18 protein-coding genes and 1 riboswitch are annotated in these 23,012 nt (G+C 59.9%); of the genes, 12 read left to right on the forward strand and 6 right to left on the reverse strand.

Features of this window, described 5'->3' with window-relative positions:
• Positions 1-107 precede the first annotated feature (107 nt).
• From ACZ89R_RS20675 to ACZ89R_RS20685, 3 genes are read left to right on the forward strand one after another with little or no spacing between them, the layout of a single operon-like run.
• Positions 108-1,862, forward strand: coding sequence for a carbamoyltransferase family protein (locus ACZ89R_RS20675; RefSeq protein ID WP_123721527.1), 1,755 nt, complete (start codon positions 108-110; stop codon positions 1,860-1,862).
• Positions 1,849-2,760: a glycosyltransferase family 2 protein gene (locus tag ACZ89R_RS20680; RefSeq protein WP_429544742.1), complete on the forward strand. Its 912-nt coding sequence runs from the start codon at positions 1,849-1,851 to the stop codon at positions 2,758-2,760. The genes ACZ89R_RS20675 and ACZ89R_RS20680 overlap by 14 nt, the downstream gene beginning before the upstream one ends.
• The gene (locus ACZ89R_RS20685; RefSeq protein WP_429544741.1) at positions 2,757-4,043 is read left to right on the forward strand and encodes a capsule biosynthesis protein; all 1,287 of its coding nucleotides are present in this window, start codon (positions 2,757-2,759) and stop codon (positions 4,041-4,043) included. The genes ACZ89R_RS20680 and ACZ89R_RS20685 overlap by 4 nt, the downstream gene beginning before the upstream one ends.
• 18 nt (positions 4,044-4,061) lie before the next feature.
• On the opposite strand, the gene ACZ89R_RS20690 is transcribed toward ACZ89R_RS20685, so the two are convergent.
• Positions 4,062-4,694, reverse strand: coding sequence for a BUD32 family EKC/KEOPS complex subunit (locus ACZ89R_RS20690; RefSeq protein WP_429544740.1), 633 nt, complete (start codon positions 4,692-4,694; stop codon positions 4,062-4,064).
• Positions 4,695-4,977: 283 nt separating this feature from the next.
• Here ACZ89R_RS20690 and ACZ89R_RS20695 point away from each other — a divergent pair, with 283 nt between their 5' ends.
• The 6 genes from ACZ89R_RS20695 (at position 4,978) to hldE (ending at position 13,031) form a co-directional block, all read left to right on the forward strand.
• Positions 4,978-6,090, forward strand: coding sequence for a capsular polysaccharide export protein, LipB/KpsS family (locus tag ACZ89R_RS20695; protein ID WP_429544739.1), 1,113 nt, complete (start codon positions 4,978-4,980; stop codon positions 6,088-6,090).
• Positions 6,091-6,095: 5 nt separating this feature from the next.
• Positions 6,096-7,307, forward strand: a complete 1,212-nt coding sequence (locus tag ACZ89R_RS20700) for an O-antigen ligase family protein (RefSeq protein ID WP_429544738.1) — start codon at positions 6,096-6,098, stop codon at positions 7,305-7,307.
• 101 nt (positions 7,308-7,408) lie between these two features.
• Entirely contained in the window at positions 7,409-9,199 is a 1,791-nt protein-coding gene (msbA, locus tag ACZ89R_RS20705) for a lipid A export permease/ATP-binding protein MsbA (RefSeq protein WP_429544737.1), read from the forward strand.
• Positions 9,199-10,095, forward strand: a complete 897-nt coding sequence (locus ACZ89R_RS20710; RefSeq protein ID WP_429547828.1) for a GNAT family N-acetyltransferase — start codon at positions 9,199-9,201, stop codon at positions 10,093-10,095. Before msbA ends, ACZ89R_RS20710 begins: the two co-directional genes overlap by 1 nt.
• Before the next feature lie 16 nt (positions 10,096-10,111).
• Positions 10,112-11,533: a PIG-L deacetylase family protein gene (locus ACZ89R_RS20715; RefSeq protein ID WP_429544736.1), complete on the forward strand. Its 1,422-nt coding sequence runs from the start codon at positions 10,112-10,114 to the stop codon at positions 11,531-11,533.
• 76 nt (positions 11,534-11,609) lie between these two features.
• Complete coding sequence (gene hldE, locus ACZ89R_RS20720) at positions 11,610-13,031, forward strand: bifunctional D-glycero-beta-D-manno-heptose-7-phosphate kinase/D-glycero-beta-D-manno-heptose 1-phosphate adenylyltransferase HldE (protein ID WP_429544735.1); 1,422 nt, start codon at positions 11,610-11,612, stop codon at positions 13,029-13,031.
• 138 nt (positions 13,032-13,169) lie between these two features.
• Here hldE and ACZ89R_RS20725 read toward each other — a convergent pair whose 3' ends face one another.
• The 4 genes from ACZ89R_RS20725 to ACZ89R_RS20740 form a co-directional block, all read right to left on the reverse strand.
• On the reverse strand, positions 13,170-14,138 hold the full coding sequence (locus ACZ89R_RS20725) for a metal ABC transporter ATPase (protein ID WP_429544734.1): 969 nt from the start codon (positions 14,136-14,138) through the stop codon (positions 13,170-13,172).
• A 32-nt stretch (positions 14,139-14,170) separates the two neighbouring features.
• Positions 14,171-14,983 (reverse strand): aldo/keto reductase, encoded by an 813-nt coding sequence (locus ACZ89R_RS20730; RefSeq protein ID WP_429544733.1) that lies wholly within the window; start codon positions 14,981-14,983, stop codon positions 14,171-14,173.
• The gene (locus ACZ89R_RS20735) at positions 14,980-16,155 is read right to left on the reverse strand and encodes an NAD(P)/FAD-dependent oxidoreductase (RefSeq protein WP_429544732.1); all 1,176 of its coding nucleotides are present in this window, start codon (positions 16,153-16,155) and stop codon (positions 14,980-14,982) included. Before ACZ89R_RS20735 ends, ACZ89R_RS20730 begins: the two co-directional genes overlap by 4 nt.
• Before the next feature lie 198 nt (positions 16,156-16,353).
• Positions 16,354-16,686 carry a DMT family transporter gene (locus tag ACZ89R_RS20740; protein ID WP_008004867.1) on the reverse strand — a complete coding sequence of 111 codons (333 nt, stop codon included), beginning with the start codon at positions 16,684-16,686 and terminating at the stop codon, positions 16,354-16,356.
• A 103-nt stretch (positions 16,687-16,789) separates the two neighbouring features.
• On the opposite strand from ACZ89R_RS20740, the gene ACZ89R_RS20745 reads away from it, so the two are divergent.
• Together ACZ89R_RS20745 and waaA are read left to right on the forward strand one after the other, a co-directional pair.
• Positions 16,790-17,680, forward strand: a complete 891-nt coding sequence (locus tag ACZ89R_RS20745; protein ID WP_218397159.1) for a LysR family transcriptional regulator — start codon at positions 16,790-16,792, stop codon at positions 17,678-17,680.
• 22 nt (positions 17,681-17,702) lie between these two features.
• A complete protein-coding gene (waaA, locus tag ACZ89R_RS20750; RefSeq protein ID WP_429544731.1) occupies positions 17,703-18,980 on the forward strand; it encodes a lipid IV(A) 3-deoxy-D-manno-octulosonic acid transferase in 1,278 nt (425 codons plus the stop codon).
• Positions 18,981-19,073: 93 nt separating this feature from the next.
• On the opposite strand, the gene ACZ89R_RS20755 is transcribed toward waaA, so the two are convergent.
• Positions 19,074-20,513, reverse strand: a complete 1,440-nt coding sequence (locus tag ACZ89R_RS20755) for a TolC family outer membrane protein (protein ID WP_427625095.1) — start codon at positions 20,511-20,513, stop codon at positions 19,074-19,076.
• A gap of 192 nt (positions 20,514-20,705) precedes the next feature.
• A riboswitch (TPP riboswitch) is annotated at positions 20,706-20,811 on the forward strand.
• A 166-nt stretch (positions 20,812-20,977) separates the two neighbouring features.
• Between ACZ89R_RS20755 and thiC the strand changes: the two genes are divergently transcribed.
• Positions 20,978-22,867 carry a phosphomethylpyrimidine synthase ThiC gene (thiC, locus tag ACZ89R_RS20760; protein WP_429544730.1) on the forward strand — a complete coding sequence of 630 codons (1,890 nt, stop codon included), beginning with the start codon at positions 20,978-20,980 and terminating at the stop codon, positions 22,865-22,867.
• Positions 22,868-23,012: the final 145 nt, after the last annotated feature.

Consider the following 23,012-nt stretch of genomic DNA (forward strand, 5'->3'; position numbering starts at 1 on the left):
CTTTTAAGCTATAATCCCGCCCTTTAGCTGTCTCTCGCCCCTTGCGAGGGCACATTAATTTTTGAGGCGCGTTGCGCCTGCATGCAGACTAAAGAGGCTAGACCCCTGTGGCATTGACGATTCTTGGCCTGTCCGGCGCCCTTAGCCATGATCCTTCCGCAGCCCTGTATATCGACGGCAAGCTGGTCGCTGCGGCTGAAGAAGAGCGCTTCGTGCGCGATAAACATGCAAAGAACCGCATGCCTTACGAATCGGCGAAGTTCTGCCTCGAGCAGGCTGGCATCAAGCCGTCCGACGTTGATGTGGTAGCGATTCCATTCGCGCCGATCAGCTTGTTCGGCAAGGCTCGCTGGCACTACGCCAAGCGTTACTGGTACGCCCCGGACCGCGCCCTCGACGCGATCCTGATGGGCAACCGTCGCTACAAGCGCTATCGCAACAAGATTGTCTGGTGCCTCGAGCAACTGGGCTTCGATCCGAAGAAAATCAAGATCGAGCCGGTCGAGCACCACCTTGCCCACGCCTCCAGTGCCTATCACTGCTCCGGTTTCAAAGAGAAAACCGCGATCCTCGGGATTGATGGCAAGGGTGAGTACGCCACGACTTTCTTCGGTTACGGCGAAAACGGCAAGATCCACAAGATCAAGGAATTCTTCGATCCGGACTCCCTCGGCGGCCTGTACGGCGCGATCACCGAGTTCCTCGGTTTCGAGATGCTCGACGGTGAGTTCAAGGTCATGGGCATGGCGCCGTACGGCGACGCCAGCAAATACGATTTCTCGCGTCTGGCCTCGTTCGAAAACGGCGAGTTGGTGATCAACACCGACTACGCCAACGTCATCGGCCTGCGCCGTTATAAAGAGAAGGGCAAAGGTTTCTACTTCTCGCCGAAGCTGATCGAGTGGCTGGGGCCCAAGCGCGAAGGCGACATCGCCGACGAGCCGTACATCCACTACGCCGCGAGCATGCAGGCGCTGTTCGAAAAACTGGCGTTGCAGATGATCGACCACTACCTGGGCGATGTGCTCAAGGAAACCGGCAAGCTGGCCTTCGCCGGTGGCTGTGCGTTGAACGTCAAGTTGAACCAGAAAATCATTGCCCGCGACGACATCAAAGAGTTGTTCGTTCAGCCTGCGTCCGGCGATGCCGGTACCGCGGTTGGTGCTGCGGCTTACGTGTCCCACGCCCGTGGCGTGCCGGTCGAGAAGATGGAACACGTCTACCTCGGCCCGTCCTACAGCAACGAAGACGTGCTCGCCGCCTGTGCCCGTCACCCGAGCAAGCCTGCATGGCGCAAGCTTGAGAACATGCCGGAAAGCATCGCCAAGATCATGGTCGACGGCAACCCGGTGGCCTGGTTCCAGGGCCGCATGGAGTTCGGTCCGCGTGCCTTGGGCGGTCGTTCGATCATCGGTTGCCCGAGCGCGACCGGTGTGGCTGACCGCATCAACCACCAGATCAAGTTCCGCGAGCGCTGGAGGCCTTTCTGCCCGTCGATGCTCGACACCGTTGCGCCGCAAATGATCAAGATCGATCACCCTGCGCCGTTCATGACCTTCACCTTCGAAGTGGCTGAAGAGTGGAAAACCCGCGTGCCGGAAGTCGTCCACGAAGACGGCACCTCCCGGGCCCAAGTGCTCAAGCGCGAATACAACCCACGCTACTACGACATGATGAAGGCGCTGGAAGTGCTGACCGGTAACGGCGTGTCGCTGAACACCTCGCTCAACCGTCGTGGCGAGCCGATGATCTGCTCGCCGACCGACGCCTTGAACATGTTCTTCGGCTCCGACCTGCAGTACCTGATCATGGAAGACATTCTGGTGGTCAAAGAAGGTGCGAACGAGTATGCGGTTGACTGACGTGCTGATCAGTATCGTTATTCCTGCTTATAACTACGCCAAAACCTTGCCGCGTGCGGTGAATTCGGTGTTGGCGCAGTTGGGTGATGCCCAGGCTGAGTTGCTGGTAATCGATGACGGGTCCACTGACGCGACGCCACAAGTTCTGGAGCAGCTCCTGACTGAACATGCGGGACGCTTTAGAGCTCTGCGCAAACCCAATGGCGGTTTGTCTTCGGTGCGTAATCGCGGGATCGAGGAGGCTCGGGGGCAATACCTGATCTTCCTCGATGCCGATGATGAGATGGCGCCTGGTGCGCTGGCTGCGTTGCCCCGGCATATCTCCAGCAACCCTGACAGCCGTTTGATCATTGGCGGTCACTGGTCGGTGTTCGACGACGGTCGTCGTGTCCAGCACGCAGTCAAACCCTTGCCAGCTACCCCGCGCCAGCGTGTGCGTGGCTACTTGCTGGACAAGACGGTATCGCTGTCCAACGGCGCCTGCGCGATGCATCGCGAAGTGTTCGCGCCGGGCAACTATCCTGAGCACTTGCGCAACGTTGAAGATATTCCGGTGTTTGCGCAGGTGCTGGCGCGTTTCCCGTGCAGTGTGCTCGATCAGCCCCTGGCGTTGATCTACAAGCATGGCGACAGCATGCGCCATGACCTCAAGCAAAGCCTGGCGGCGGGCGTGGGGATGGTTGATGAAGTATTTTCCTCGGCCCGAATGCCTCAAGAACTGCAGGACCTGCGCCAGGCTTTCCTGGCTCAGCGCTGCCTGTCGTTGTTCCGCGATTGCTACAGTGCCGGCGATTATGTCAACGCCAAGGCTTTTTATGCCCGCGCCGTGCGCGCCGATCTGCGCTCTCTGACGCGCTGGTCCTATACCCGCAAAGCCATCCGGTTATTGTTCAAGTGAGCGCGCCACCGTCTGAGGCAAGTGCGCTCCAGGCTGAGGGGGGCTGGACACAAAAAGCGCGTGAGCTGGATCGTTATCGCTGGAAGCTGCTGCGCGAGCGTCATGGTCGCTGTGGCAGTCTTTTGCGCCTGATTCGTGATGTGCTGGTGGATGTGGCGGTCGGGATACGCGCCAAGGCGTGCTTGAGTGCTTCGGTGGTTGCTGCACCCTGTGAGGTGCTGTTGTTGCATTCGGCACCAAAGTCCATGGCGCTGCAACGCAAGAATATTCTGATCGAGGGCTTGCGCAAGCGCGGGCACCACCTGACAGAGGCCGCGTTACGTTCTCCATCGGACGCCTGCGCCCAGCGCATGCTCCTGGCGCCGCCGCAGTCTGTGCCGCTGCGTTATCTGGTGTACGCCGCCCATGCCCAGTGGCTGGTGACGACGTATTCGCCCAAGGTACTGATCAACGAACGCAACGGTAGTCTTCATGCGCCGTTCCTGCGCTTGGCATTGGCTGCGCGTGGTGCCCGATTGCTGCAACTGGCCCATGCCACGACGCTGGAATCTTCACGGCGACTGGGGATGAACGATTACGACTATTACGGCGTCTTTGGCCATAGTTCGCTGGTTGCCTTGCAGGAAAGAACATTGCGATTCGGTGAGTCGACGGTGGTGTTGATCGGTTCTTACCTCGCCGATGAAACCTATGATCTGCCAGTTGCCGATCCTGCTCTCCATACGTTGTTGATTCTGGGGGTTGGCCCTGATCGGGAAAAAGAGTCGGGCTACCAGCGCACCTATCAGTTACTGCGCGACTGGGCCGAGCAGCATCCGCATTATCGCGTGCTGTTCAAGCGTCATCCGCGCAGCAAGGCGCAATTCTGGAGCGATGCCGCTGCGCAGTTAGCCAACATCGACTTGCTGGACAGCAAGTGTTCACTGGCGGACGCTCTGGCGCAGGCCAGCGTTGTCGTCAATATCATGTCCAATGCTGGTATCGAGGCAGGGCTGGCGGGCCGGCCGGTAATCCATGTGAATGCGGGCGGCGATGTGGATATTTTCTCTCACTCGCTGTTTTTTGGGCTTCAAGTGCGCGATGAGCATGAGTTTTCCCGCCAGCTACAAGCGCTTGAGCAGGATTATCCGGGGCATGTGGCCCAAGCCCGACGCTTTGCCGATTACCACCTGGTATACGGTTCTCAGGGTTTGGCAAAGACCATTCAACTGGTTGATAACTTGTTGCGAGGCGCAGACCCTGCGCGTGACTTCGAGACCTTCAGGCTGTCTGCCGCCGGCTGACACTGATGGCTTGAAGGGTTAAGGGGTGAGCGCCAGGCTCAATTCCCGTCCACTGCACACACGTTGGTGGTTCAGGTAATGCTCAAGGAACTGGTTGTCCTTGAGTAGCCACTCGCGATCCTGGCGATAGCGCAACATATGCTTGAAATTGCGCAGGCGCAGGCCTTTGCGCAGCGGCTTGCGATAGGCGCGCAGGTCAGCGATGTCAATCAGCCCCAGCGTGTTTTCAGGCGTCAATACCACATTGCCCAAGTGCGCGGAGCGAAAGTAGATGCCGTCCTCATGCAGGCGTGCAATGAACTCACCCAGTTGTGCCCGAAGAAATTCGTTGTTATCGGTGCCTAGCAACTGACGCAGCGTGCGACCTGGCAGAGGATCGTAATGCACGGCATCGCGCTCGATGCTTGGGATGCGATAAACCTGGCGTACCGTTGGGCATTCGATATTGCGTTCGCGCAGTGCTCGGCAGTTGTCGGCGAAGCGCCGGGCGTAAGGCGCCCAAAGCGCAGATGTCAGCAGGCGTTTGCGGCGAAACAGCTTGAGCATCGAGCCATCGGCCAGGCACAAAACTTTATCCCCTTTACCATCGGCCTCGAGAACGTCGGCGCCCTCGCGCATGTTGAGATAAGCGGTATGGTCGAGCGTTTGCATCAAGGCTCCAAAGGCTTGGCCTGATGGGATGGGCAGCCGCCTATGTTACCGCAGTGCGCATGCCGCAAAAAACCGCTGTGGTACAATCGCCGCACTTTTTAAGAGGCAGTTGCCCGTTCACGGGGGTGCCTGGCGCAATACCACAGAGTGCTTGCTTCTGATTCTTGGTTTTATACTTCCATACGCGGACGGGCGAATAACAGGGTGTTGATGTCTGCGGACTTGTCGCACATGGTTATATTGCGCTTTGGCGGGTGGATGCGGCCTATTTTTTGGACACCCTATGACGACAATGCTGTTCATTTCCTTGGCCAAGCATCAAGGCCTCTATTTCAATCGGTTACTCAACGAGACCGAGCTACAAGGTAAAGTCGTTACCCCACCACAGATGCCTTGGCCAAGGTTGTCGCAGACTTCCAGAGTGCTTTCGCGAATCGACTGGCTGAGCCTGATCGAAGAAAAATGCGAGGAGCGACGCGTCAAGAACAAAAACGATGGTCGCTTGTATCGTCTGTTGTTACGTCTTGAGCTGATTTGGATGGCGCTGCGTGCCCAGGCTTTGCTTGATCGTGAGCGCCCCGACGCGCTGGTGTTCTGGAATGGTTCCCATCGTTACTGCCGATTGCTGACGGCCTTGGCGCCGGCGGGTTGTAAGACGTTCTTTTTCGAGAACGGCTTGTTGCCCGATACCACAACCGTTGATCCGCAGGGCGTGAACTACCTGAACGCCGTTCCGCGCGAGGCCGGTTTTTATCTCAACTATCCTTATTCGGTTCCTGAAAATCAGGCGGCGCCCGTGCTGATTCCACGCCAGCCTCGTACCAGTGGCCCGGCACCGATTGTGCTGCCGGAGCAGTTCGTCTTTATTCCGTTCCAGGACGACCGCGATAGTCAGGTTCGGCTGTTTTCTCCCTGGATCAAGAACATGCGCGAGATGTTCGCCTTGGGCGAGCGCTTGGCCAAAGAGACTGGATTGACAGTGGTGTTCAAGGAGCATCCATCCAGTCGCGAAACGTATCCTGAGTTGCATGAGCGTACTCACGAGCGTCTGTTGTTCGCCAACGGCAACGCCACTCAGCAGTTGATCGAGTCCAGTGAGTTTGTGATCACGCTGAACTCGACGGTTGGCCTGGAAAGCCTCCTCTTGGGTAAGCCCGTGCTGACCCTGGGTCAGGCGTTTTTCAATATCGAGGGGCTGGTAATGCATGCCGATAACGCCGAGCAAGTGGTGGAACTGGCACGCACTTTCCCGCAATGGCCGCTCGATGATCGGTTGCGGCGTAATTTTCTCCATTACCTCTCTGAACACTACTGTATCAAGGGTGGCTGGAAGAACGCCGACAAGGCCCAGTTGCAGCGGGTCGCCAATCGAATGCTGGGTAAAGCCGAATGCTGACAGGAATGAAAAAACTGATCGATAGGAATGCCCTGGCGGCGTGGGCGTCTATCGGTCTTTTCGTGCTGCTGTGCGGGGCATGGGTACTGCCGGACAATAAGCTTTATCACCAAATGATAATTTTCCTGCTCTGGTTACCCGCCATGTTGGCGCTGTTCCATCGGGATTTTCGGCTGATGCTCAAGCAACCGGAGTGCATCCTCTTCGCCATTTTCGTGGCTTGGACATTATTGGTGCTGATGGTTGAGGGGGGCGCTAACGTTGTCGGCAAAAGCAAGGTGACGCTCTACGTGTCCCTTGCCCTCTTAGGCGTGCTACTGGCTGCCCAGAACCGCAAGTGGCGGTTGGAATCCATGTTGTTGTACGCATCGATTATCGGCGGTTTTTTTGCTGCGGCTTCCTGGGTCTACTTTTATGAAACGTCCGCTCAGCCGTTTAGCGGCAGGCTGATTGCCATTGGCTTGTGGGACACTGCGATCATGGCCGCGCACGGGGTGGGGGCTCTGGCGATTCTTGGCGTTTTCACGCTGCAGACCAAGCGCTTCAATCCCTGGGTGATGGTGTTGCTGCTGATTCCGGCGCTGGGGTATGCGTTATTCCTGGGCTTTAGCCAAACCCGTGGTGTATGGATCGGCTTGCTGGCCTGCCTGTTCGTGATGGGCGTGGCGCGACCGTCGCGCCTGGGTAGCGGACTGATGATTTTGACGGTTTTGGGGTTGGCGTCCATTGCTGTATTCAAGCCGGAAATCCTCATGCAGCGTGGCGTTTCTTTTCGTCCCGAGCTGTGGCGCGGTGGCGTTCAATTGATGCTGGACCACTGGGTGATGGGGTTGGGATTTCATGAGTACCTGATTCCTGTCCCTGAAATCGGACAGGCATTCAAACATCCCCACAATCTTTTTCTGGATATCGGTGTGCGGCTCGGTGTGCCTGGCCTACTGCTGTTCGGCTGGCTGTGGCTGGTGGTTGGCTGGCGTGGCTGGGTTTCGCGCGCGCAGCCACTGGGGCAGGTGTTGCTGGCGCTCTGGGTGTTTTCCGGGACGTCGTTGATGACCGATGGCATCGGCCTCTGGCTCAAGCCCAACGCGGACTGGTTGATCACCTGGTTACCGATTGCCTTGAGTATCGTATTGGCCACTCGTGGTAGCAATCAAACCAAAACTTCCCTCTGGAGTGTTTCAGCTACTGATACTCCTGGCCCGGTAGCGAAGTGCTGAAGCGTTTTCGGCGCCGCGTCCGGGCTGAGCCTATGTTGTAATTCGTTCGCTGTTACAATCCACAGGTTGTCTGTCTTTTTCAAACGTACGAGGCGTGCCGAATGGCCAATTCCGACCAGCAATCAAGCATGAAGATTTACCTGCGGTTGCTGAAATACGTGCTCCCGTACTGGGGCGCTTTCGCCCTCAGTATTATCGGCTTCGTGCTATTCGCATCTAGCCAGCCGATGCTGGCGGACATGCTCAAACATTTTCTCGACGCCTTGCAAAAACCCAATGACACCAAGTTTCTGGGTGTCTCGCTGGTACTCGGCGTACCGTTATTGATTGTGCTGATTGCCGTCTACCAGGGTATCGGCTCATTTCTGGGTAACTATTACCTGGCCAAGGTTGCCCGTGGCGTGGTCCACGACCTGCGTTGCGCCTTGTTCGACAACCTGTTGACCCTGCCTAACCGCTACTTCGACAACAACAACTCCGGTCACCTGATTTCCCGTATTACCTATAACGTGACCATGGTCACCGGTGCCGCCACCGATGCGATCAAAGTGGTGATCCGTGAAGGCCTGACGGTGGTGTTCCTGTTCGGTTACCTTCTGTACAGCAACTGGAAAATGACCCTGGTATTGCTGGCGATCCTGCCGGTCATCGCGATTCTGGTGAGTAGCGCCAGCAAAAAATTTCGCAAGCAAAGCAAGAAAATCCAGGTGGCGATGGGCGATGTGACCCATGTGGCTTCGGAGACGATCCAGGGCTACCGCGTGGTTCGCAGCTTTGGCGGTGAGACTTACGAAATCGAGCGTTTCCACAAGGCCAGCGCCGACAACATGAACCGCAGCCTGGGCATGACCCGCACCCAATCGATCTACACCCCAATGCTGCAACTGGTGATTTACATCGGCATGGCCGTGTTGATGTATCTGGTGCTTTACCTTCGCGGCGATGCCTCTGCTGGCGAACTGGTTGCTTACATCACCGCTGCCGGTTTGTTGCCCAAGCCGATTCGTCAGTTGTCGGAAGTCAGCGCCACGATCCAGAAAGGACTGGCCGGTGCGGAGAGCATCTTCGAGCAGCTCGACGAAGAACCGGAAGTCGATACGGGCACCAAGGAAATGGTGCGCGTCAGCGGTCGCCTGGAAGTGCGTAACCTGAGCTTCCAGTACCCGGGCACCGAGAAACTCGTGCTCAACGATATTTCCTTTACCGCCGAAGAGGGCCAGATGGTTGCTTTGGTGGGGCGTTCAGGCAGCGGCAAATCCACCTTGGCCAACCTGATTCCGCGTTTCTATCACCACGACAAGGGCCAGATCCTGCTCGACGGTATGGATGTCGAGGAATACAAGCTGACCAACCTGCGTCGTCACATTGCCCTGGTGACCCAGCAGGTCACCCTGTTCAACGACAGTGTCACCAACAACATTGCCTACGGCGACCTCGCCGGCGCACCGTTCGAAGATGTGCGCAAGGCAGCCGAAGATGCCTACGCCGCCGAGTTCATCGAGCAAATGCCTCAAGGCTACGACACCCTTGTGGGCGAAAACGGTGTGCTGCTTTCCGGCGGTCAGCGCCAGCGTCTGGCGATTGCCCGGGCACTGCTCAAGAATGCGCCATTGCTGATTCTCGATGAGGCTACCTCGGCCCTCGACACCGAATCCGAGCGCCACATTCAGGCAGCTCTGGAACAAGTAATGAAGGGCCGTACCACGCTGGTGATCGCTCACCGCTTGTCGACCATCGAGAAGGCTGACCTGATCCTGTTGATGGACCAGGGCCGCATCGTCGAACGCGGCACCCACGCCGAGTTGTTGGCGTTGAACGGTCACTACGCACGCCTGCACGAGAAGGACTTCGTCGAAAGCACCGACGAGGCGATGACGGAGTCCCACGTTTGATTTTGAGTTACTGGCGAGCCTGGAGAGAAAGCGGCTGGGCGCCCATCGATGCAACGGCTTATAGCCAGGCCTGGCAACAGTTCGGCGGCAGCGTGGCGACTCATCCCGACGTGGTTGAGCGTCTGGCGGGGCTGGTAGGCATCCCGGTGCGTTATCTGGGCTGGTTCGTCGACGGTGAGTTGTGCGCCGCGATGCCGACCTGGGGCCGTCATGTGGCCTTGTCCAAGGAAGTGCTCAAGCGAGAGGGCAAACGTGGCCTGCTCGATCTTGGCAATGCCGAGATCATCCTGCCGGTTGCCGAAGACGTCCAGGTTCGTGTGCGGCATCGCGCGCGTTATGTGTCCGAACTCAATGCCCCAAACATCACCGGTCTCGCTGAGCAACCTGAAGGCCTGGCGCTGGCTCGTGAACCAGAGGACTACAGTAAGAAATTTCGCTACAACCAGCGTCGTGACCAGCGTTTGCTTGAAGAGGCGGGTGGCATCATCCGACCGATGCTGGAGCTGAGCGCCAGCGAACAGGCCACCATCTATGCTGACCTGTTCCAGCGCCGCTGGAACTTTGAAGCACCGGGCAAGGCGCGTCTTTCTGAAGTGTTCAGCCTGTTGCGTGAGTTTATGACCGGGTCCTTGATCTACCTGAACGACGAACCGGTGGCGATCCAGATTCTGTACCGGGTCGAGGCGCCCAAGTGGGTCAGCCTGGAATACATTAACGGCGGTGTCGACCCGCAAAACCGCGAGTTCAGCCCTGGCAGTGTACTCAGTTTCGTCAACACCCAAGCCGCATGGGAGCAGGCCCGCGCCGTGGGCAAGCCGCTGCGTTACTCGTTCGGCCGCGCCGATCGCGAATACAAGGATCGCTGGTGTCACCGGGTTCCGGTCTATCAGGTTTGAGCGAGGACAGGCAGTCATGAGCGCACGCAAGCAACAATTGCTTAAACGCCATCGCCAACGCAAACGTGTGGTGCTGATCGGTGCGTTGTTGGCTGCATTATTATTTGGCATTTTTGTCGCCTGGTGGCCGTTGCCGCTGTTCCTGCTGTTGGGCTGGATCGCCCATGAAGCCTGGTTCGCCGACCATCTGTTCTATGCCCCGGGCGACGATTATCGCTATGACTTCCCGGCGGATACGCCGCAGTTCCCCACCACCCTGGTCAATGGTGCCTTGCAGGTGACGGGGGACTTTGGCGTGGCGCAAACCCTGGTTTTGCAGGTGCGGGTCAAGAGCCATTGGCTGGGTCGCTTTCTTGACCCCCAGGTATGGATCGGTGACGACCGTCAGGATCTGGAGCGCGGTGTCGCGGGAGAGCGTTTTCTCAATCTTTCCGGGCAAGGTTCGGCGCTGGCTGCCGGGACCCTGACCTTACGTGGACGCTTTTGCAGCCTGGCGCCACAGGCAACTTTGCACGCCCTGAATAATCCGGATTTTGCTCAGCAGCGTCTGCTAATCATCGCCCCCCATGCCGATGATGCTGAACTGGCTGCTTTTGGTCTTTATAGCCGGGCGTCCGAGGTGGCTATCGTCACACTGACCCAAGGCGAGATTGAGGCCGAACACTATCGCGATATGGGCCTCGACGCCGCTCAGGCCGCCCGTCTGAAGGGGCGCCTGCGCAGTTGGGATAGCCTGGCAGTGCCGCTGTGGGGCGGGGTGGCGCAACAACAGTGTGTGCAATTGGGCTATTACTGCTTGCAACTGAATGCGATGGCGCAGCAGCCGGAGCAAAGCTTCGGTTCCCGGGAGTCGGGGGAGAGCGATATACGTGACGTGCGTCGGCACAATGCCCTGCGCCTGCCGGGTGACGTCGATGGTCAGCCCCATTGGCGCAACCTGGTGGCTGATCTGGCGCGTCTGCTTGAGCATCACCGTCCCGACGCGGTGCTGACACCCCATCCCGAACTGGATCCCCACAGCGATCATGTCGCCAGCACGCGCGCCTTGATGGACGCGATTGAACTCAGTACCTGGCGCCCGCGCACCCTGCTGCTCTATGCCAATCACCTGCACGACAACGACCGCTGGCCGATGGGCCCGGCGGGTTATGGCATTGCCCTGCCGCCGACCATCGAGTCGTTGCCGGCTGATGGGCTATGGAGTCCGTTGCTGGACGCGCCAACCCGCTTGGACAAAGCCATGGCCTTAGGCATGCAGCACGACTTGCAGGGCCGTCCACCGCTCAAAAGACGTCTGCGCCGGGTGATTCAGCGGTTGTTGGCCGGGCGTTGCTGGCCCCGCACAGGTGAAGACGAGTTCTTCCGCAAAGCGGTGCGCCGACATGAACTTTTCTGGGTGCGTCCGCTGGATGCCCCTCCACAGAATGACCGCCGCTGAGCCTGTGTGCTCGGGTGCGGCCGCATTCTTTCGCTATGTTATTATCCGCGACGCTTTTATTGCCCCTGGAGTTTCCATGAAGTTATCCATGCCACGATTCGATCAGGCCCCTGTCCTGGTGGTCGGCGATGTCATGCTCGACCGTTACTGGCATGGTGGTACCTCACGGATTTCCCCTGAGGCGCCGGTACCGGTAGTCAAGGTCGAGCAAATCGAGGACCGCCCGGGCGGTGCCGCCAACGTTGCCCTGAACATTGCCGCGCTCGGTGCGCCGGCCTCGCTGGTCGGCGTGACCGGCGACGACGAGGCTGCCGACAGCCTGGTCAACAGCCTCAAAGGTGCCGGCGTGCGGGCGTTGTTCCAGCGCATCGCCCACCAGCCGACCATCGTCAAGCTGCGGGTGATGAGCCGCCACCAGCAATTGCTGCGTATCGACTTCGAAGAACCTTTCGCAACCGACGCCCTGGCGCTGGGCGAGCAAGTCGACGAATTGCTCGAAGGCATCAAGGTGCTGGTGCTGTCCGACTACGGCAAAGGCGCGCTGAAAAACCATCAGGTGCTGATCCAGGCTGCCCGTGCTCGTGGGATTCCGGTGCTGGCCGATCCCAAGGGCAAGGATTTCTCGATCTACCGCGGCGCGAGCCTGATCACCCCGAACCTCAGCGAATTCGAAACCATTGTCGGTGGTTGCGCCGATGAGCACGAGCTGGTGAGCAAGGGCGCGCAGCTGATGCACGACCTCGACCTCGGCGCCTTGCTGGTGACCCGTGGCGAGCACGGCATGACCTTGCTGCGCCCGGATCATCCGGCACTGCACCTGCCGGCCCGTGCCCGTGAAGTGTTCGACGTGACCGGTGCCGGTGACACGGTGATTTCTACCCTGGCGGCAGCGATCGCCGCTGGCGAAGAACTGCCCCACGCGGTGGCCTTGGCCAATCTGGCGGCAGGCATCGTGGTCGGCAAGCTCGGTACCGCGGCCATCAGTGCCCCGGAATTGCGTCGTGCGATCCAGCGTGAAGAAGGTTCCGAGCGTGGTGTGTTGGGGCTGGAGCAGCTGTTGCTGGCAGTCGACGATGCACGTGCACACAACGAGAAGATTGTGTTCACCAATGGCTGCTTCGACATCCTGCATGCCGGCCACGTGACCTACCTCGAACAGGCGCGTGCCCAAGGCGATCGTCTGATCGTGGCGGTCAACGACGATGCGTCGGTGAGCCGCTTGAAAGGGCCGGGTCGGCCGATCAACAGTGTCGACCGTCGCATGGCCGTACTGGCCGGTCTGGGCGCCGTGGACTGGGTCATCAGCTTCCCTGAGGGCACGCCAGAAAACCTGTTGCGCGAGGTCAAGCCGGATGTGTTGGTCAAGGGCGGCGATTACGGGATCGAGCAAGTGGTTGGCGCAGACATCGTCACTGCTTACGGCGGGGCTGTGAAAGTGCTGGGGCTGGTGGAAAACAGCTCGACCACGGCGATTGTCGAGAAGATCCGCAATCACTGACCGAACATGATCCTTCCCACTCTGTGGGAAGGATCATGAAAAAGATCGCAGCCTTCGGCAGCTCCTACATGGGTGTGCATATAACCCCGTAGGAGCTGCCGAAGGCTGCGATCTTTTGCTTTCAATGGATCTTTTTGCTTAAGAGCTGACTTTCTTGCGCGGCACGATTCTTTTCAGCAGCTGCTTTGCTTTTCCATGCAGGCGGGCTAAACCCGAATCCTTCCCCGGCGGGGTCAAACCCTGTTGCCGCACCCAGTCTTTCCAGCGAATCCGCTCATCCTTCACCAGCCATCCTTCCTGTCGGGCAAAACTCTCCGCCAGATATAGCCCGCGGGTACTCGCCGGGTACAACTGATCTTTTTTCAGGGTATACAGCTCGGCCATCGGCTGGCCGTCCTGCAGTGGCATCAGATACAAATCGGGACGTTTGCGATCGAGCCGGGCCACCAGTTGATCGCCTTCCAGTCGTTCGTCGACATGAAACAGGCTTAGGGATTTGGCTTCCTTGGGCACATCCAGGCGCAAGTCGTAGATCAATTGCAGCGACGCGGTCGGCAAATGCACGTAGGCCCGAGGACGCTCGATCAGCGGCATGTTGGCGCAGCGCACCGGCCGTGCCGAGCCGGACAGCGGTGTCAGGCGAAACGGCAGGGCTTCGCGGTAATGCAGGGCGGATGAGTAGGGTGCGGGCAGCCAGGTGTCGTTGAAACGCCCGCTGAGCCAGCCTTCCGGGGTTTCCAGAAGGCACTCTTCGGCGATTTCCTGGGTCGCCGTGTGCAGCGGCAGGGTCAGTTCATGGGCCGGCACGTAACCCGAGATCAGCTTGAGCACCACATCGCCGCGGTCCTGCCGGCGCTGACGCACCAACACCCAGTAATCGCGATTCCGCCAATGCAGGGTCAGGCGCACCGAAACCCCAAGATTCGCCAGCTCCAGGGCAAACCGCTCGCTGTCGGGCACCGTCACCGGGCGGCGACGTTGCAGGGTCTGGGAGAAATTCAGCGGCATCCCGACGCTCTGGTAACTCAGGCCTTCGGGTGTCGCTTCGACGAATAACGGCAGGGTCTTGAAGTTGCTCGGGTTCTTTCTTATCAGCGTACGCGGCATGTCGGCTCCTGCTTAAGGCCGCGTGGGCGGCATCAATGGCTACGAAGGACCTGGACAACGGTCGCGACGTTGTGGGCGAGGTGCAGCGGATTGATGGTCCCGACAATAGCACTGGCCACACCCGGGTGTTCAAACAACAACTCGAAGCTGGCGCGCACCGGGTCCACACCCGGACTCAAGCAGACGTGGCCACTGGCCAAGGCTTTTTTGACCAGGATCGCTTTGCCGTGAGCAGCAGCATAGTCAATGACCGGCTTCTCGTTCTGCTCGTTCAGATTGTAGGTGACCATCGCGCAATCACCTTGTTCCAGAGCCTTCAAGCCGCCTTCGACGGTTTTACCGGAAAACCCGAAACCGCGAATCTTGCCTTCGCGCTTGAGCTCGGCGAGGGTCGTATAGACCTCGCTGTCATTGAGGATCGCCAGGTCGTTGCCGTCGGAATGCACCAACACCAGATCGATAACATCCGTTTCCAGCCGTTGCAGGCTGCGTTCCACCGAGAGGCGCGTATGGGCGGCGCTGAAGTCGTGGTGCGACTGGCCGTCGGCAAACTCTTCGCCAACCTTGCTGACGATCACCCAGTCCTGACGTTGACCCCGCAGCAACGGGCCAAGACGCTCTTCGCTGCGGCCATAGGCCGGCGCGGTGTCGATCAGGTTGATGCCCAGGTCGCGCGCGAGTTTGAGCAGCATGCGCGCTTCGTCATCGCCGGGGATCTGGAAGCCATTGGGGTATTTCACCCCTTGATCGCGGCCAAGTTTCACCGTGCCCAGGCCCAGGGGCGAAACCAGCAGGCCGGTGCTGCCCAAAGGGCGATGCAGATCGTGCAGGGTGGGTTGGCTCATGGCAGCAGTTGCTCCCAGGCAGGGACGCCCATCGGCGGTTTTGGCAGTTCCGGCAGCGGCGCCGGATGGCTCGGCTGGATGCCGTCGCGTTGCAGCGCGGCGAGGACGCGGTCAGCGAAATCCGGCGCCAGGGCCAGTTTGGTCGGCCAACCCACCAGCAGGCGGTCCTGCTCGGCGAGGAAGGCATTGTCCGGGCGGGTCAGGCCTGATTGCAGCGGCTCGGCGCGCTCGACCCGCAAGGTCGCCCACTGCGCGGTGCTCAAGTCGATCCACGGTAGCAGGTTGCCGAGTTCTTTTTTCGCCGTGGCGATTTGCGCCGCAGGATCGCGCGCCACGCCTTCGGCTTCGGCGATGTCGCCTCCCAGGTACCAGACCCATTGGCCATCGGCGGCCGGGTGGGTGGTCACGGTGATGCGCGGCTTCGGCCCGCCGCCCAGGCAATGGGCGTACAGCGGTTTGAGGCCCGGGCCTTTGACGATGATCATGTGCAGGGGACGGCGCTGCATGGCCGGTTGGCTCAGGCCCAGCGCCGTGAGCAGATCGGCGGTGCCGGCACCGGCGCTGAGAACGATGCGCTGGGCGCGAATCTCGCGTTCGTCGACTTTCAAGCCGACCAGTTCGTCGTTTTCCAGCAGCGGTTCGATGTGCTGGCCGGCCAGTAGACCGTCACCGGCCAAATCGGCCAGGCGCTGGATCAGGCTTGGCACATCGACCACCAGTTCCGCCAGGCGATAGACCTTGCCCTTGAAGCGCTTGTCTTGCAGGGCTGGCGGCAATTGTTCGCCCTTGACCTGATCGACCCGCCCGCGCACGGCTTTGCTGGCAAAGAAACTGGTGAGGTTGCCGGCGAGGGTGCCGGGGGACCAGAGGTAATGGGCGTCGGACAGCAGACGCACGCCAGACAGGTCCAGCTCACCGTCGCCGGCCAGCGCTTCACGCCAGCGACGCGGCATGTCGGCGATGGCTTCCGAGGCGCCGGTCAGGGCGCCGTGCAACGCGTACTTGGCGCCGCCGTGGATGATCCCCTGGGATTTCACGCTCTGCCCGCCACCGAGGCTGGCGCTTTCCACCAGCACGGTCGAAAAACCCTGGCGGCGCAGGCGCGCATTCAGCCAGAGGCCGGCGACACCAGCGCCGACAATCAGAACGTCGGTGGAAATAACGGATGGCATGCAACGACCTCAGTGTTCAAGACGAGGGCGCAGTATACAGACTCGAAGAAAAGGGGATTGTTGGTGATCAATCGGATGGATGCAAAACCTGTGGGAGCGAGCCTGCTCGCGATGGGGCCGGCACATGCAACATAAGGGTTGAATGCAAGACCGCTATCGCGAGCAGGCTCGCTCCCACAATGGAAAGTGCTTAGGGCCTTAGTGCCCCGCGGTTTTCGAGAATAGCTGAATAACCACAACGCCCAGCACAATCAGCGCCATCCCCAGCATCGCTGGCACATCCAGCTTCTGCCCGTAGATAAACAGAGCCGCGACGCTGACCATCACGATCCCCATACCGGCCCACACCGCGTAGGCCACGCCCACCGGAACGCTGCGCACCACCAGGGTCAGCATCCAGAAAGCAATGCCATAACCGACGATGACCAACAGCAACGGCAATGGCGTGCTGAAACCTTTGACCGCTTTCATCGAAACAGTAGCGATCACTTCGGCGCAGATGGCGATGGCCAGGTAGTAGTAAGCGGTCATGGGTCAATCCTCGTGTGAAGCGTTGCTTTCTGAGGTCGGCATTCTAGAGATTCGCCAGATGCGGTAAAGTCATTACCTATCTGTTCTGAAGATGGGTTGAGCCATGAACATGCAATGGAATCTGGAACAACTGCGCTTGTTTGTCAGCGTCGCGGAACAACGTTCGTTTTCCGCGGTGGCGCGGGATCAGCGCAAGGCACAGTCAGCGGTCAGCAGTTCGATTGCGCTGCTGGAAGAGGACCTGGGCGTCAGCCTGTTCGATCGCAGCAGTGGTCGTCAGCCGAAACTCACCGAAGCCGGCACCGCCCTGCTTGAGGAGGCGCGGGAAGTACTGCGCCAATGTGAGCGCCTCAATGGCCGGGCGCTGGCGATGATGCGCGGCCAGGAAGCGAGTCTGCGTGTGGCTCAGGACGAGGCGATGCCCTATCAAGCAGTGGTTGAAAGCTTCGAGGCTCTGGCAGAAAAGTTTCCCAGCCTCGAAGTGCAGCTGACCAGCGCCGCCCAGGGTGATGTCGCGCGCAAATTGGTGGAGCGCCGGGCTGATCTGGGCTTGCTGTTTTATCATGAGCAAATTCCCGAAGCCCTCGAGCGGCGGGTGCTGGGTAGCGTCGAAATGGTTACGGTGTGCGGCGTGGGGCATCCCATGGCGAAGCAGGCGCAGGTCGATTGCCAGCAAATGGCGCAGCATCGACAGTTGCTGATGTCCACGCAATCCAGCGTCTATCCCGGCAGTGAGCCGGCCAGCCCGCAGGTCTGGCGCGCCGACAGTTTCTATGTGATGGCTGAATGGGTGATGCGCGGTCTTGGCTGGGCCTGGTTGCCGCGACATGTGGTGCAGTACCCGGCGTATCAGAATCAGATGGTCGAACTGGTCAGCGAATGGACGCCGCCAGCGTTGATTGTCGAACTGGTCTGGCGTCGCGACGAACCCCTGGGCCCGGCGGCCCGTTGGTTGGCTGAACGTTTTGCCGTGCACTTGCAGGCGATTGGCTAAAAAACCGATAAACTCCGCCGCCATGAATAGAACTCTCTACACCGCGCTGTTTTACCTGGGGCTGCCATTGGTAGCGATTCGGCTTTGGCTACGGGCGCGCAAAGCACCGGCGTACGCCAAACGCATTGGCGAACGGTTCTCCCTCGCGCTACCGGCAATGAAGCCGGGCGGTATTTGGGTACACGCGGTGTCGGTGGGCGAAAGCATCGCCGCGGCGCCGATGATTCGTGCCTTGCTGCAACGGTATCCGACGCTGCCGATCACCATCACCTGCATGACCCCGACCGGGTCCGAACGGATCCAGGCATTGTTCGCCAACGAGCCGCGCCTTCAGCACTGCTATCTGCCTTACGACTTGCCCTGCGCAGCCAAGCGATTCCTTGATCGAGCCCGGCCGAAACTGGCGGTGATCATGGAAACCGAGCTCTGGCCCAACCATATCCACCAATGCGCCAAGCGCGGGATTCCCGTGGCGCTGGCCAATGCACGACTGTCCGAGCGTTCGGCCAAAGGCTATGGCCGCTTCCATAAACTGACCGGGCCGATGCTCGCCGAGATGAGCCTGTTCGCGGTACAGACCGAAGCCGAGGCACAGCGCTTCCGCGATTTGGGCGCGCGCCCGGAAACCGTCGAAGTGACCGGTTCGATCAAGTTCGACCTGACCATCGACCCGCAACTGCTGCAACGTGCCGCCGAGTTGCGTGGGCAGTGGCAGGCGCAAGAGCGTCCGGTCTGGATCGCCGCGAGTACCCATGAAGGCGAAGACGACGTGGTGCTGGCCGCCCATCGTCGGCTGCTGGCCAATCATCCCGATGCCTTGCTGATTCTGGTGCCGCGTCATCCGGAGCGTTTCAACCCGGTGTTCGAGTTGTGCCGGCAGCAGGGATTCGCCACGGTGCGGCGTTCGACGGGCGAGCCGGTTACCGCAGACACTTCGGTGCTGTTGGGCGACACCATGGGCGAGTTGCTGTTTCTCTATGCCTTGGCCGACAGCGCTTTTGTCGGCGGCAGCCTGGTGCCCAACGGCGGTCATAACCTGTTGGAACCGGCGGCCTTGGCCAAACCGGTGCTCAGCGGGCCACACCTGTTCAACTTCCTCGAAATCGCCGCGCAGTTGCGCAGTGCCGGGGCGTTGGCCGAGGTCGATGATGCCGAAGGTCTGGCGCTGGCGGTGCAGCGACTGTTCGAATTGCCGAGCGATGCGCAGCGGATGGCAGAGGCGGGGCTGAAAGTGATGCGCACCAATCAGGGCGCGTTGCAGCGGTTGCTGGATGGGTTGGGGCGGTTGATCGAGCGTTAGACCGAGTCGCCTGAAAAAAAGATCGCAGCCTTCGGCAGCGCCCAACGGGCGCGTAGAAGCTGCCGAAGGCTGCGATCTTTTGATCTTTTGCTTTTATTGAGCCGGATTAGCCCTCAACTGCTCCGCCGCAGCCTTGGCCAGATCCGGTGGCAGGAAGTCCTTGTCCGGGTTGTAGTCGGGTTTGAGGTAACGCGTCAGGTCCTGCAAATCCCCCGGGTTCAAGGTGCCGGCGGCCTGCTTCAAGCGCAGGTTGTCGAGGATGTAGTCGTAGCGGGTGTTGTTGTAATTACGCACCGAGGTGTACAGCTGACGCTGGGCATCGAGCACGTCAACGATGTTGCGCGTTCCCACCTGATAACCGATTTCGGTCGCTTCCACCGCGCTCTGGTTGGAGATGATCGACTGCCGGCGGGCCTGTACCTGCTCGACGTCGGTGTTGACGGCGCGGTGCAGGTTGCGGGTGTTTTCCACGACCTGACGACGCAGCGCTTCGCGTTGCTGCTCGGACTGGGTCAGCCGCGAGTAGGACTCACGCACCTGCGAGCTGGTCAGCCCGCCGCTGTAGAGCGGGATGCTCAGTTGCAGGCCAACCGTGCGCTGCTCGACATCGCCGCCGTAACGCACGCCGTTCGGGTTCGGGTTGGTAAAGCCGAGGGCGTCGTTGTCACCTTTCTGGTATTGCGCGACCGCATCCAGGGTGGGCGCGTGTCCGGCCTTGCGCTGCTTGAGGGTTTCCTCGGCGGCGCTCACCGCGTAGTTGCTGGCCAGCAAATTCAGGTTCTGCTTGGCGGCGGTGTCGACCCAGGCTTTGGCATCGTTCGGTGCCGGCGGCAGGATCGGCAAGGTGTGGACGATGCCCTGGATCGAGTTGTACTGGCGGTTGGTCAGGGTGATCAGCGCTTCGAACGCATCATCCACCTGACGTTGAGCAAGAATCCGGTTGGCCCGCGCCGTGTCGTAACTGGCTTGGGATTGCAGCACGTCGGTCTTGTCCGACAGACCGACGTCGAAGCGCTCGTTGGACTGGTCGAGTTGACGCTTGAACGCCGCTTCTTCGGCTTTGGTCGAGGCCAAAGTGTCCTGGCTGCGCAGCACGTTGAAGTAGCTTTCGGCACTTTGCAGAATCAGGTTCTGTTCAGTGGCCGAAAGTTGCAAGGCTGCCTGTTCGTTAACGTCCTTGGCGGCCTGTAACTGGAACCAGCGATCGGCGCGGAAAATCGGTTGCGCGAGAGTCGCCTGATACACCGTGCCACTGCGGGTCGAGGTCAGCGATGGCTGGTCGAGTGAGGTGCGGGTGTTGTTCAGGTCGGCACCGGCGGACAGGTTGGGCAACAGCCCGGCGCGGGCCTGGGGCACGACTTCCTTCTGAGCGCCGTATTGGGCGCGGGCGGCGGCGAGGTCGGCGTTGTTGTCCACCGCTTCCTGATAGACGCTGACCAGGTCAGTCTTGGTCGATAAAGGCGCTTCAGCTGCCCAGGCCATTCCATTGGACGCACAAGACACGGCAAGGGCCAGTGAGAGTTTGCGCAGCATGAGGCCATCCCTAAAAATTACGCTGATAATTTGAGCGCCAAGGCTACGGCGCGGCGCCCTGCAGCGTCAAGGCGCGGCACGGCGTAGCGAGTGTAGTTGCACGCGGGCACGGCAACAATCCGGTAATTGCGCCATTCATCATGGTGTTTGCTGCGGAGTTGGCGTTCTTTGCCGGTTGTGTCTAGACTGGCCGGGTTCTTGTCGGGGTGCCTTGCTATGAGGCTGAGATCGAATAATTTCGGATCCCGTTGAACCTGATCAGGTTAGCGCCTGCGTAGGGAACAAGATTTCTCGTCACCCGGCGAGTCCTCTTGTGCTTCGTCCGGGATGTTGTTCGACAATCGAATACCCCTCGAGCACCGAGCACAGCACCAGCTGGTTTTCCCAGCGCCCGTGCGTCCATTCGTTTACAGGTTCGCTCCGACAAAAATCCACTGCCTGGATGTGTGTCTGGAGAGCCCGTGATGACTACAAAATCAAAAATCGAAACCAACCTGAGTGACTCGGCCAAGGTCGATCAGCAATCGGTTCAGCCGTTTACCCGCTCGCAAAAAATCTATGTCCAGGGCTCTCGCCCCGACATCCTTGTGCCGATGCGCGAAATCAGCCTGGACGTAACCCCGACCGACTTCGGCGGCGAAATCAACGCGCCGGTGGTGGTGTATGACACCTCGGGCCCCTATACCGATCCCAACGTCATCATCGACGTGCGCAAAGGCCTGGCCGATGTGCGTTCACCCTGGATCGAATCCCGTGGCGACACCGAGCGTCTGCCGGGTCTGAGCTCCAACTTCGGCCAGGAGCGCCTCGCCGATGCGGAGCTGACCAAACTGCGTTTCGCCCACGTGAATAACCCGCGCCGCGCCAAGGCCGGGGCCAACGTCAGCCAGATGCACTACGCCCGTAAGGGCATCATCACCGCCGAGATGGAATACGTCGCCATCCGCGAAAACATGAAGCTTGAAGTGGCTCGTGCCGCAGGTTTGCTGGATCAGCAACACGCCGGCTACAGCTTCGGTGCCAGCGTGCCGAAAATCATCACGCCGGAATTTGTCCGTGAAGAGATCGCCCGCGGTCGCGCGATCATCCCGGCCAACATCAACCACACCGAACTGGAACCGATGATCATCGGCCGTAACTTCCTGGTGAAGATCAACGGCAACATCGGCAACAGCGCCTTGGGTTCGTCCATCGAAGAAGAAGTGGCGAAACTGACCTGGGGCATTCGCTGGGGTTCGGACACGGTCATGGACTTGTCCACCGGCAAACACATTCACGAAACCCGCGAATGGATCATCCGTAACTCGCCGGTGCCGATCGGTACCGTGCCGATCTATCAGGCTCTGGAGAAAGTCGGCGGCGCCGCTGAAGACCTGACCTGGGAGCTGTTCCGCGACACGCTGATCGAGCAAGCCGAGCAGGGCGTCGACTACTTCACCATCCACGCCGGTGTATTGCTGCGCTACGTGCCGCTGACCGCCAAACGCGTGACCGGCATCGTCTCCCGTGGCGGTTCGATCATGGCCAAGTGGTGCCTGGCGCACCACAAGGAAAACTTCCTCTACACCCATTTCGAAGACATCTGCGAAATCATGAAGGCCTACGACGTCAGCTTCTCGCTGGGCGATGGCCTGCGTCCGGGTTCGATTGCCGACGCCAACGACGCGGCACAATTTGGTGAGCTGGAAACCCTCGGCGAGCTGACCAAAATCGCCTGGAAGCATGACGTACAAACCATGATCGAAGGCCCGGGCCACGTGCCGATGCAGTTGATCAAGGAGAACATGGACAAGCAGCTCGAGTGCTGTGACGAGGCGCCGTTCTACACCCTCGGCCCGCTGACCACAGACATCGCGCCGGGCTACGACCACATCACTTCGGGTATCGGTGCGGCCATGATCGGCTGGTTCGGATGCGCGATGCTTTGCTACGTGACCCCGAAGGAGCACTTGGGCCTGCCGAACAAGGATGATGTGAAGACCGGGATCATCACCTACAAAATCGCGGCCCACGCTGCCGACCTTGCGAAGGGGCATCCGGGGGCGCAAATTCGCGACAACGCCTTGAGCAAGGCGCGTTTCGAATTCCGTTGGGAAGACCAGTTCAACCTGGGCCTGGACCCGGACACTGCGCGCTCGTACCACGACGAAACGCTGCCGAAGGATTCGGCCAAGGTCGCGCACTTCTGCTCCATGTGCGGGCCGAAATTCTGTTCGATGAAGATCACCCAGGAAGTCCGTGAATACGCGGCCAACCAGCGGATCGAAACCGTCGATGCGGAAATCGCCCAGGGCTTGGCGGAACAGGCCGAGAGGTTCAAGCAGGAAGGCAGTCAGTTGTACAAGAAGGTTTGATCTAACCTCAAAAGGTGGGGCCTGAAAGGGCCTCATCGCCAGCAGGCTGGCTCCCACACTGGATTTGTGGTGTTCACAAGTCCCCTGTGGGAGCCAGCCTGCTGGCGATAGCGATCCCAAAAACAACAAATGTCCCTCTGAGATA

The sequence above is a fragment of the Pseudomonas sp. TE3728 genome (assembly GCF_056279145.1).